This is a genomic window from Bradyrhizobium sp. YR681 (assembly GCF_000282615.1).
In the GTDB taxonomy this organism is placed as follows: domain Bacteria; phylum Pseudomonadota; class Alphaproteobacteria; order Rhizobiales; family Xanthobacteraceae; genus Bradyrhizobium.
In genome coordinates, this window is record NZ_AKIY01000313.1 from 1 (window position 1) to 10,650 (window position 10,650).

16 protein-coding genes are annotated in these 10,650 nt (G+C 64.2%); 12 read left to right on the plus strand and 4 right to left on the minus strand.

Going from position 1 to position 10,650, the window contains the following annotated elements; all coding sequences use genetic code 11:
* The 3 genes from PMI42_RS33770 to PMI42_RS39510 form a co-directional block, all read right to left on the minus strand.
* On the minus strand, positions 1-556 hold a 556-nt coding region (locus PMI42_RS33770; RefSeq protein ID WP_008143532.1), incomplete at its 3' end, for a hypothetical protein.
* Between the two features lie 178 nt (positions 557-734).
* Positions 735-956 carry a hypothetical protein gene (locus PMI42_RS33775; RefSeq protein WP_035967407.1) on the minus strand — a complete coding sequence of 74 codons (222 nt, stop codon included), beginning with the start codon at positions 954-956 and terminating at the stop codon, positions 735-737.
* A gap of 238 nt (positions 957-1,194) precedes the next feature.
* Complete coding sequence (locus PMI42_RS39510) at positions 1,195-1,446, minus strand: carph-isopro domain-containing protein (RefSeq protein ID WP_008143533.1); 252 nt, start codon at positions 1,444-1,446, stop codon at positions 1,195-1,197.
* A 91-nt stretch (positions 1,447-1,537) separates the two neighbouring features.
* Between PMI42_RS39510 and PMI42_RS39515 the strand changes: the two genes are divergently transcribed.
* The 11 genes from PMI42_RS39515 (at position 1,538) to PMI42_RS37630 (ending at position 7,299) form a co-directional block, all read left to right on the plus strand.
* A complete protein-coding gene (locus PMI42_RS39515; RefSeq protein WP_008143535.1) occupies positions 1,538-1,852 on the plus strand; it encodes a helix-turn-helix domain-containing protein in 315 nt (104 codons plus the stop codon).
* Positions 1,853-1,944: 92 nt separating this feature from the next.
* Entirely contained in the window at positions 1,945-2,262 is a 318-nt protein-coding gene (locus tag PMI42_RS33790; protein WP_008143536.1) for a hypothetical protein, read from the plus strand.
* Between the two features lie 3 nt (positions 2,263-2,265).
* Entirely contained in the window at positions 2,266-2,664 is a 399-nt protein-coding gene (locus tag PMI42_RS33795) for a hypothetical protein (RefSeq protein WP_008143537.1), read from the plus strand.
* A gap of 10 nt (positions 2,665-2,674) precedes the next feature.
* Positions 2,675-4,123, plus strand: a complete 1,449-nt coding sequence (locus tag PMI42_RS33800; RefSeq protein WP_008143538.1) for an AAA family ATPase — start codon at positions 2,675-2,677, stop codon at positions 4,121-4,123.
* A 128-nt stretch (positions 4,124-4,251) separates the two neighbouring features.
* Positions 4,252-4,470 carry a hypothetical protein gene (locus PMI42_RS37620; protein ID WP_008143539.1) on the plus strand — a complete coding sequence of 73 codons (219 nt, stop codon included), beginning with the start codon at positions 4,252-4,254 and terminating at the stop codon, positions 4,468-4,470.
* On the plus strand, positions 4,467-4,730 hold the full coding sequence (locus PMI42_RS33805) for a hypothetical protein (protein ID WP_008143546.1): 264 nt from the start codon (positions 4,467-4,469) through the stop codon (positions 4,728-4,730). Before PMI42_RS37620 ends, PMI42_RS33805 begins: the two co-directional genes overlap by 4 nt.
* Complete coding sequence (locus PMI42_RS33810) at positions 4,727-4,975, plus strand: hypothetical protein (protein ID WP_008143548.1); 249 nt, start codon at positions 4,727-4,729, stop codon at positions 4,973-4,975. Before PMI42_RS33805 ends, PMI42_RS33810 begins: the two co-directional genes overlap by 4 nt.
* The gene (locus tag PMI42_RS33815; RefSeq protein WP_008143550.1) at positions 4,968-5,183 is read left to right on the plus strand and encodes a hypothetical protein; all 216 of its coding nucleotides are present in this window, start codon (positions 4,968-4,970) and stop codon (positions 5,181-5,183) included. Before PMI42_RS33810 ends, PMI42_RS33815 begins: the two co-directional genes overlap by 8 nt.
* A complete protein-coding gene (locus PMI42_RS37625; RefSeq protein WP_008143552.1) occupies positions 5,180-5,641 on the plus strand; it encodes a DUF968 domain-containing protein in 462 nt (153 codons plus the stop codon). The genes PMI42_RS33815 and PMI42_RS37625 overlap by 4 nt, the downstream gene beginning before the upstream one ends.
* Positions 5,638-5,940: a hypothetical protein gene (locus PMI42_RS33825; protein ID WP_008143553.1), complete on the plus strand. Its 303-nt coding sequence runs from the start codon at positions 5,638-5,640 to the stop codon at positions 5,938-5,940. Before PMI42_RS37625 ends, PMI42_RS33825 begins: the two co-directional genes overlap by 4 nt.
* Positions 5,941-6,222: 282 nt before the next feature.
* Positions 6,223-7,299 (plus strand): tyrosine-type recombinase/integrase, encoded by a 1,077-nt coding sequence (locus PMI42_RS37630; RefSeq protein WP_008143556.1) that lies wholly within the window; start codon positions 6,223-6,225, stop codon positions 7,297-7,299.
* A gap of 73 nt (positions 7,300-7,372) precedes the next feature.
* Here PMI42_RS37630 and PMI42_RS33835 read toward each other — a convergent pair whose 3' ends face one another.
* Complete coding sequence (locus PMI42_RS33835) at positions 7,373-9,133, minus strand: CYTH and CHAD domain-containing protein (RefSeq protein ID WP_008143558.1); 1,761 nt, start codon at positions 9,131-9,133, stop codon at positions 7,373-7,375.
* 697 nt (positions 9,134-9,830) lie between these two features.
* Between PMI42_RS33835 and PMI42_RS40790 the strand changes: the two genes are divergently transcribed.
* Positions 9,831-10,532 (plus strand): amidohydrolase, encoded by a 702-nt coding sequence (locus PMI42_RS40790; protein ID WP_008143559.1) that lies wholly within the window; start codon positions 9,831-9,833, stop codon positions 10,530-10,532.
* Positions 10,533-10,650 lie beyond the last annotated feature (118 nt).

The following is a 10,650-nucleotide window of genomic DNA, read 5'->3' on the forward strand; positions in this document are numbered from 1 at the left end:
CAAAAGCCGAAGAGCGTGCGCGAAGCGCACTCCGGTCTGACTCGGCGGCGGCCTTCCTTGCGGCTACCGATATTGTGCGCGCTTCGCGCGCGCTCTTCTCGGTGGGGTCGCTCTCGCACTTGTTCGCTGCATCACGCAGCGCCTGCTGATGCGCAGGATCCTTGTGGATCGAGGCGGCGGCACGCAGTGCCACCGGCACCGAGACGCGGATGGCGAGGGCTGCAACGCGCTTTGCGAACTCACGATCGTCGAGCACGTCGCGGCTGCCGAGCTGGGCGAGCGCCAGGCGGCGCAGGCCTTTGGTGCGGGCTTCATTGCTGGACCAGCGGGCATCGTTGATACGGATCTTCAGCCGCCGCAACCCGCGCGACACGCAGGCCGGATCATCGCCATGCGGCAGGTCCATGGCGTAGCAGACCGCCGCCTCCACGCACATCTGGCCCGGCACAGGCTTGCCCATGCCATGCACAAGGCCGGCATCGACGACGGCAAGGACCTTCTTGGCGATCTCGACATTGATGCCCCAATCCTTGGGGGTGACGGCTTCGGTTTCCATGGTGGCCTCTCTGGTTTTGGGACAGCAAAACTCGTTCGCCGCGAAGCTCGCGGACGGCGTCAGGTCAGTGACATGCAGGGTTACCGTGATGCTGCGCGGGCCCGCCCCTGACGGCCGCGCAGAACGCAAAGACACAAAACGTTTCAGCCGCGCGCCGCACTAGCCGCGCGCGAAAACCTCAACTGATGATCTCGGCATAGACGGCGAGCGCCGCGCGAGCGTTCGGCTTGCGCTTGCCATCGATGAGGTATTGCGCCCCGCGCTCGGTAAGGCCCGTGCGCTGTGCCAGGTTGAGCGCAGGCTTGACCGGCCAGAGCGCCCGAACAACTGTTCCAAACTTGCACGATTGTTCTTCAGAAGCGCTTGCGGACGCGGCTCCCCGCTGGCTTGATTCGGACATGACGCAACAACCCCACGCAACGCAAAACCATTTACTTCGGCAGCTATACGCAATTTGTGCCACAACACGACGTTGCGACCTGTGCCACCTTGAGACGAGCAGCCACAAATTTGACACTTGTGCGAAAGTGTCACTTGCGCCCGTCCCAGCTCAGATGCAGCATAGGAAGAATAAGCAACAAAGCTCGGGCGGGGCTGGCAATGGGCACAGTCGTGCGTTTTCCGCGCAAACATCATCGTCATGCGCGCTCCACAATTTCATTTTCATTACGTCGCGCCGCGACTTCGGCGAGCACCTCTAGCGTGACCTCGGCATGCCCGATATCGGAGGCGAGCTTGACCAGGGAACGCCAGCGGTCGGACGGAATGCCGCGCGGACGGGTGCGCCAGCCGCTGACCGTGGACGTTGAATCACCGAGCGCCTCGGCAACGGCACCAGTGCCGCCGAGCGCGTCAATGATAGCTCCCCATGTCCAGACTGATTCGACCATGGCGTCAGTTTTAGTTCTCAATTCGCGAACCTGTCAACCGGGCGCAATTTGCGAAACGACTTTTCGCAATGCGCGTGGTGAGATATCCACCATGGATAGCGATCAGGACATCGCCAGGAGGCTCATCGCGATCAGGGAGCACTACGGGCTCCTTCAGACTGAGTTTGCCGACGCCCTGAATATCGCCAAGAACACCTTGAATGCCTTCGAGCGGGCAAAGCGGCCGTTAACCCTCGAAACAGCCAAGAGGATCCGTGATCGATACGGCGTTTCGATCGACTGGCTGCTCAATGGCGACGTCGGCCAGCCCGGTCACGACCTGGTGGTCAAGATGGGCCCGGCACCCAAGATCGGCGCCGACCAGAAGAAGGATAAGGACACCCGCAAGCAGCGGAAGGTATCCTAATCCTGAGAACAAAAAGTTCTCACCTTGCGAATTTTAATGTTGACGGTTCTCAGAATGCGAACTAGGGTGGCTTCATTCAACGGAGCCGCCCAATGTCCGCCGCCGCAGACACCTCCACCACCCCCAACCCCTTCGAAGCCGCGCGCAGCGCGCTGATCCAGCGCCTGCTTGCGCTCCCCGTCCCCGCCGCGATCGGCGAGGTCTCCGATCACCTGCGTGACGCCGCCAACGTGTTCGACCAGTGGCTCTATGCCGTTGGCTCGGGCGTCGCCGATCACGTCTCGGTCGACGTCGATATGCGCCAGTTTCAGGGCGCCTTCCTTGGCGCCGTCGACGGCAACGCGACCTACGAGCTGGAATGCGCCAACGAGGCCGCCTCGCGTCGCCGCAGCTTTGCGCGGAGGGCGTGAGCGATGGCCGAACAGTTCAACGGCGCCGCCGAGCCGATGCGCGCGATCCGCGACCTGATCTCCGACTGCGAATGTGGCGCCTTCGAGAAGGGCAATCCCGATGTGCTGCGACGAGCGCAAGAGGGCTTTACCGCCTTGCGGGCCCTGCATGGCGACACCAGGCCCGCGGAGAACATCGCATTTGCCGCCATGCGCGAGCCGGACTTTGTGCTGATCCAGTTGCTCGCCGGCGCCCTTCGTGCGGTTGCGGCCGGCCTGCCGGAACGCGAGCAGCATGTGATCCGCTTCACTGGCGCTTATGCCCATCTTGGCACTCCGCCGATCTCGGCAATCCTCGACATGGCGAACACGGCGCTCGAAGGCGCCGCGCATGTCTCCCTTCCCAAAGCGATCATGAACTGAGGAACCAGCCATGCAGGACCGCACCAACCACAACAGCTTCGCCGATCAGCTCGCAGAGCGCCTGCGCAGCGAGACCGCGATCGTCACCCCGGCCCCGAAAGTCGACGCCGCCTACGTCGCGGCGGGCGAGGCCCGGATCGTCGACTTCGAGATGCGCGCCAGCGGTGACAAGCCGCGGCGCAAGCCGCGTACCCGCGTCACCACGACCGAAACCACTCCAACGGCCGCAGCCGCCGCCGAGGCTGCACCTTCCCCACGGAGCACCAACACGATGTCTAATCTTCGCCTCCTGCGACCCGCCGAGGTCACCAGCGCCTTTCTCAAGGCTGGTTTCATGGGCTTCCAGGGTGCCGGCAAAACCAAAACCGCGGCGCTGACCGCGATCGGGCTGATCCAGCACCTGCGCAAGCTCAACTCGCCCTATGCCGACAAGCCCGCAGCGTTCCTGGACAGCGAGACCGGCTCGGACTGGGTGCTGCCCGACTTCAAGGAAGCCGGCATCGAGCTCGCCGTGATGAAGTCGCGCTCGTTTGCCGACCTCACGGCCGTGATCGACGAGGCCGCCAAGGAATGCTCCGTGCTGGTCGTCGACAGCGCTACTCACTTCTGGAAGGAGCTTTGCGACAGCTACCAGCAGAAGCGCGCCAAGGAATTGAAGCGCTCGACCTACCGTCTGCAGTTTCAGGATTGGGCCTATCTGAAAGGCGAATGGGCCAAGTTCACCGACCGCTTCGTCAACGCACCCTTGCACATGCTGATCTGCGGCCGGGCCGGCTTCGAATACGATTATTTCGAGGAGGAGGACGGCTCCAAGACGCTCGCAAAGACCGGCGTCAAGATGAAGGCCGAAGGCGAGTTTGGTTTCGAGCCCTCGCTGCTGGTGCAGATGGAGGTCGTGCAGAAGGTCGAAGGCAAGGCCGTCGCCAACGTCTGGCGCGAGGCGCACGTCGTCAAGGATCGCGCCAACCTGATCGACGGCAAGACCTTCAAGTTCTGCTCGACCTTTGACAACGGCGAGCGGCTCCCGCTCAAGACGCTGATCGATCAGACCTGGGTGGCGTTTGCCCCGCACATCCAGCGTCTCAACCTGGGGGGCCGTCACGTCGGCGTCGACACGTCCCGCACCTCCGAGCACACGATCGCGACCGATCGCAAAGACTGGACCCCCGTGCAGCGCGAGATCGTCATCGACGAAATCCAGACGCTGCTCCAGCTCACCTATCCGAGCCAATCGGCGGACGACAAGAAGAACAAGCTCCGTGCCCTCCTCGACCATTTCGACGCGACCTGGACCGAGATCGAGAAGGTGATGCCGCTGCCTGATCTGCGCATCGGTTACGACAAGCTGCACCTGGCGCTGACTGGCAACCCCTCGAAGTACCACACCGCGATCAAGGCGGACGCCATGCCCGCCATTCTGGATGACTCCCTGCCCGAGTTCGCGGCGGCGGCCGGGTAGCGGAGTCCACGACGGGACGGCGCCGACAGCAAAGGCGCCGGGCCCAAAGCGGGCGGCGGCTGATTTGGCCAGCCCCGGCAGGCGCCGCCCGCCAATGTCGTCCCTCATTTCAACGCGGAAGAATTAACATGGGCTTCCATCGTCAACGCCAACCCGCCGCTCTCAGTCGCGTGCAAGCGATCGACGTCATCAAGACCTTCGTCGGCGAACAGGAAATTGCGCGGATTCTCGCCGAGCAGGACGTGTTCCTGATCGAAAGCGACTGCGTCAACCCGGCCGGTCACGGCGCTGTATCGTCCTGCGGCGAGGTCGTCTGCCCGCATTGCGCCAAGGTGTTCTGGCGATGAGCGAGCAACAACAACTCGTCGCGCGGATCCGGCGCGGCAGCAAATATTGGGGCCAGACACCTCCAAATCAGTGGTTCGACGCCCGCATGGTCGCGGACGATCACTACCATCTCCGCGGCAACGGCAACAATTACCGGATCGTCGACGTGTTTTTTGGCGTTCACGTCGACGGCGTGATCCTCGACCTCTCCAACGGAAAGAGGGTGCGGCCTGCCTGCCCCGAGACCTACCGCGAATTCGGGCGGGAGATGGCGTCATGAGTACATCCCCCGCCAAATGCTTTCTGCTCGACGGCCCGCTGATGGGTGTCGAGGAGCGCCGCGCCGCGATGACGTTGCAGATGGCCGCCGTGCTGCTGGCCGATGACGGTGTCGTCGATCCCGCCGACACGCACCGCACCCTGCACGCCGCCGGCTACAACGCGATCGACGTGATGATGCTGGCGGAGGCGGCCCGCTACGAGGCGCATCAGCAGCTGATCGCGAAGGTGATCAGCGATGATTGAAGGATTGGTCTATCTGACGATTGTCTTCGGCATACCCCACAGCCGCGGCGGCTCCGGCGGCGCCGCGGTAAAAATGCAGATTCAGCAGTTTGGGCCGATGGACCATGATGAATGCATGAAGGTCGCGATCGCCATCACGACCGCAAGCCCTGACTTTCAGGCGGTCTGCGGCAACAACAATCAATCTATTTTGGTGCTTCCGCGATGACCCTCCCCCGCCCCCAGCGCATCACTCCGCCGGCAGCACCTGGCGCCCTCCTCAAGCCGGTTTGCGAAATTGCGCAAATTCGCAAGGTCAAGCCCGAGCTGGCCGATGATCCCGATTACCTCGCCCTGGTCCGCCAGTGCCCGTGCCTGTATTGCGGCGTCGAGCCGTGCGGAGAGGCCGCGCATGTGCGCCTTGCCTCGGCCGCCTTCGGCAAGTCGAGCGGCCTGCAGAAGAAGCCGCACGACCAATGGGCGCTGCCGCTCTGCCGCGACGATCATCTGAACGCTCGCCATGCCCAGCACAAGCGGAACGAAGAGGCGTTCTGGCGCGCGCTCGGCATCAACCCGCTGCTGATCGCTCAGCGGCTCTATGCCCAGCGCGGCGACCTGGTCGCGATGCGGGCCGTGGCGATCGTGGCGATCTCGGAAAGGACACTTCACCCAGGGGAGAAAGCATGAGCCAGATCAGACCCGACGCACTCGAGCGTATCGACTTCGACAAATACCTTTCGCTGTCAGAGAAGGCGCAGCACGATGCCGCGGTCGCCTCAAACGAGGCCTTCATCGCGGCAATGACGAAGGCCTCCGCGAAGGGGCGCGAGAAGGTGCGGCCCGGCACCTATGTGGATTGCTCCCCGCCGATCGGCGCGCGCTTCATCCGCGCGATTGCACCTCACTCGGCCTGCGGCTCGCCGGCGGCGATGTGCATCGAGCGCGGCAATCCGGATGGCGGTGCCCCGCTGGCGCTGAAGAGTTGACGGGCCGAATGGCGCGCCTTGCGGATCCTGGTCTCGCGTCGTCGCAGGGTGCGCCAATTGGCGCAGGCATGATGTCGGAAAGATCGAGATGACCCAGCGCTTCACCCTGTCAGAAGCCGCCGCCGAGCTGAAGGCTCCCTCCCCGCGCTGGCTGGCCACATGGCTCCGGGCGCACCCCCGGGATAAGTCCGGGGAACCCTATTACACGCCGATGGGGCGGGATAAGGTGTTCCGCTCCGAGGACATCGCCCGCATCGAGTGTGCGTTACGGGAGGGGTTGACATGCCGCTCAGGCTCAGGCCGCCGCGGAAAGGCAAGACGCCCAATTTTGAAATCCGGGGAACCTACCTCGGATGCCGCGTGGAAGTTAGCAGCGGCACTCACAAACGATCCGTCGCTCGCGACAAGCTCGTCGAGATCGAAGAGTGCATCGAACGGCACGGCCAATACCCAGCCCCACAAGCTAAGCCTGATCCCGGGCGGCCGACCTTCCTGACGGCGGCAAACGCCTACATGCAGGATGGCGGCGAGCGGCGCTACGTGCCGATGCTGCTGAAACACTTCCGTGAGACCCCGATCGAGGAAATCGACCAGGGCGCGCTCGATGAGGCCGCCTCGACCCTGCTTCCGCAGGGCGCACCCGACTACAGAAACCGCGCGGTCTATGCGCCCGCCATCACCATCATCCGCCACGCGCTCGGCGACAAGGCGCCCGTCTTTCGGCGTCCGAAAGGCGCGAAGGGCCGCCAACGCAAGGATTTCATGTGGCCGGAGGACGCCGCGCTGATCCTGACCGAGGCCGCAAGGATCGACCCTGAGTTCGAGCTCTACCTCCTGGTGCTGCTCTACAACGGCATCCGCAAGAGCGAAGGCCTCAAGGCGCTGGCGTCCGACACCAGGCCGGAGGATCTGGCGCTATGGCTGCCGACGACGAAGAACGGCGATCCGCGCATGCTGAAGCTGCGGGGCGACGTCGCAGCGCGGCTGCAAACCCATCTGGAAGCCCACCCGGGCCGCGTACGGCTCTTCAAATTCAACGAGGGTGGCCACTTCAAGCACCTGCTGCTGCGCGCCACAATGGCCGCCTGCGGGCTTGAATGCCCCAAGCGCCGGCCGACCGGCTGGAAGAAACCGCAGTTCCGGCTTGGCTTCGTCACCTTCCACGTCTTCCGCCACACCTGGGCGACGTGGATGCGGATGTACGGCGGCGCCGACACAAGAGGCCTTGTCGCAACCCGCAACTGGCGCGACGAGCGCAGCGCCGCGCGCTACGCCCATGTGGTGCCGAGCGCGGAGTGGGACCGCGTCGACAGCCTGCCGGCGTTGGGGACAGGACGGGGAAAAGCGGTCAACGACTGAAATTTGCTTGTATATACAGCGCGCAGACCGATCTCCCCCAATGGCTGGCCGCAACTTTTTGGGGGATGCGCGATCAGTCCTGCAAGCTCTGGCGAGACCACGGCACGCGCGCGGCGCTGAAATCGCGCCACGTGCTTTGCAAGGCAGGCTGCACGCCAACCGCTGCGCGCGCCTGCCAGCCGGCGATGGCCGCCGCAGCGACGGCGCAGTCGGGTTCGGTACCGAGCCCGTCGAGCAATGATGACGTGACCGCCATGTCGTTGAAGGCGCCAAGCTCCTCCTGCAGGGCAGCGAGCCGGCGCGAGAATTTTCTGGCGGATTTGCGGTCCGCGAACAGCGGCAGCAGAAACTCGCCGAGATAACGCAGCCGCTTAGTGGCGAGCCGCACCCGGTGCAGCTCGTCGGTCGTGAGCGACTTGAAGCGGCGGCCCCGCTTGAGCACTTTCGCATATTGCTCCGACAGGACGCGCTGGGCGAACTTGACCGCGGGCTCGGCCAGCTGGCCGAGATCTTCCGCCGCCACGTCGTTGCGCCACCCGCGCGTCTCGATCCAGTTTCCGAGGCCGATCAGGAACACGGCGCAGCGACGGTCGTCGAGCGCGTGATGCGCCTTGCGATAGGCATCGGACTGGCGCCGGGCCGCAGCCTGGCCCAAGACGTCGAAGCCTGCGACCGACGGGCAGGCTTTTGCGATCATCGGCAAGGTCTCGAGCTGGAACACGTCCCAGTCGCGCGCAGCGGACAGATCCTGCGCCAGCCATCTGGCTTCCGATCGCAGCGCGTCGAGATTGCTGAGCGCGCCGACCGATCGCATCAGGTCGAGTGCCGAACGCAGCCGGCGCAGCGCAACACGAAGCTGATGGACGCCTTCCGGATTGCGGCCGTCCTCGGCGGCGGGCAGCGACTGAAGCAGATGGAGGAAGCAGGACCGCAGGATCGTCGCGAAGGCTTCGTCGAGCGTCACCGACGCATCGAGGCGAAGTTTTCGCGGGCGGCGCACCGATGGCGGCGTGTCGGCCGCAAGATCGAAGCCGCGCACCGACTTGCTGCGGATGGACGGCTTTACCGCTCCGTGCTCGGCCAGCCGCAGCGCGATCTCGTAGATCGTGCTCGCACTGCCGCTCTTGAGCTCCAGCTCGATCTCGCTCACCGGCAACGAACGGTCGCCGGCCGTCAGCACGCCCTGATCGAAGGCGATTTCCACCGTGCCGGACGGCAGGTCAACCATCCGCGCGTGACGATGAATGTCGGCCGTGAAGACCGCTTCGAGCGGCCGCGCGTCGAGATGGCTGCGCAGCTTCTCCGGAATGAAAGGCATCGCCAGAGCGAGATCGGGCGCCAGCGAGGGCACGCTCGCCTCCCATTCGCCGCGGCGCAGCGGATCGTCTGCCGCATCGGTCTTGACGGTTTGCACGAAGCGCGTCCCGCTCTGGCGAACGCGCAGGCTGAGGCCATGACGGCGAAGCGTCCGCTCGGGCGTGTCGTAGTACACGGACTTGAGATGCTTTCGCGCGCCCTTGTTGCGCGCATTGGCCGCGATGACAGGCGCGGCGTTGAAGTGCGCCGTCCGATCGGCATCGACGAGCAGCTTGAGCTCGATCTCGCCGGCGGGGCGCGCGGACGGAGTTGGCCCCAACGCAGGCGCCGCGTCTTGCGATGGCGTCTGATCGATCATGGCGCCCGCGACGATCCCGCGCTCCGCGCCGGACTTGGCAGATGCAATGTGTCTGAGAAAGCCGGCGACGAGCTGCGTCCTTTTGCTGTCCTTCGGGACAGGGTTCCCGTCCGGTGCGCTCAGGGATTTGCGAGCCGCCGCAGCGTCTGACTTTAACATTTCCGATGACATGACAGTTCGATGACAGAGCGCCACCATATAGCCGCTGCGGCTCGTGAGGAATAGTCACTTACGTCGCGACACATCATCGTCCACACGGGTCATTCCGCACGCAAATAACGACGAAGGGTTGTCATAATCAGGCTTGGCGTTCCGAATTAAACCTCCGCCGTAGACGTAAGTGATCGAATTGATGGCGAATCTCGCGGTTCCCGAAATCGAAATGAACGCGTAAGCGAGCTTGACTCATGCTGGCCGAGAAATTCTTTCTGGTCCTGGAGACGCTCAGAAGTCACGCCTCCGATGACAGGCCCGAAATTGTGACAAGCTCCGCGCGACCTCCCGCGGCGCCGAAGATCATGTCGGCCTCGCGGCGGAGAAAGCCGGTTTCCGGGGATCGTGACTAGGAGCCGCCCGATTGCCGGGGGCTGCGCCGATCGGAAGGCTCAGCAATTCGGCATTGGTGGACGTTGCCGTGGCCAGCGCGTCAGCGCAGCCAGGTTTTCTCAAAGCCTGGCCGCAACTTTTTTGAGTTCGGAACGCCATCTGCACGTGAAGCGCTCGCGTCCGCGAGGAACGCATTCCACGCCTGCCTCCTGTGCGCGGGCGCATCTTCCCCGTGCGGGTGCTTGCAGCTAATCGGGTCTAGCGCCCTGCGCCTCGCCCAACCTCACCCAAATCCGGAATTACCCAGATCATGATCAGCAACTCGATCCTGTCCGCCATCAAAGCTTTCGAGGACGAGTTGATCGCCATCCGACGCGACATTCACGCCCATCCCGAAATCGCGTTCGAGGAGGTGCGAACCGCGGCACTGGTTGCCGGCAAGCTGCGCGACTGGGGGATCGAGACGCATGAAGGGATCGCCGGGACCGGGGTCGTCGGCTCGCTGAAGGGCAACAGGCCCGGACAGCGCGCCATCGCGCTACGCGCCGACATGGACGCGCTTCGCATCGAGGAGGAGAGCGAGTTTGCGCATCGCTCGACCTTTCCCGGCAAGATGCACGCCTGCGGTCACGACGGGCATACGGCGATGCTGCTCGGCGCCGCGCGCTACCTCGCGGAGCACCGGGATTTCGGCGGCACCGTGCACTTCATCTTTCAGCCAGCGGAGGAAGGTCTCGGGGGCGCCCGCGTGATGCTGGAGGAAGGTTTGTTCGAGCGCTTCCCGACGGACGCCGTCTACGGCATGCACAACCAGCCCGGCCTGCCCGCAGGCGAGTTTGGCATCCGGCAAGGCCCGGCGCTTGCCGCAAGCGACACCTGGATCGTCACCTTCCGCGGCACCGGCGGCCACGGCGGGTCCGGCGCACATACCGCGACCGATCCGACCATCCCGCTCGCCAATTTCATTCTCGGCGTGCAGACGATCGTCGCCCGCAACGGGGAAAGAGTGTAGATCTCGGTGGTCGCCGTATCATTAAAAAAAAAACTTCTGCAACGAACTTCCTCCTGAATCCGGATGCACTGAAGCTTGATGCAGATCCTCTTTGGAAAATTGCAAACGGCCTTGCTGC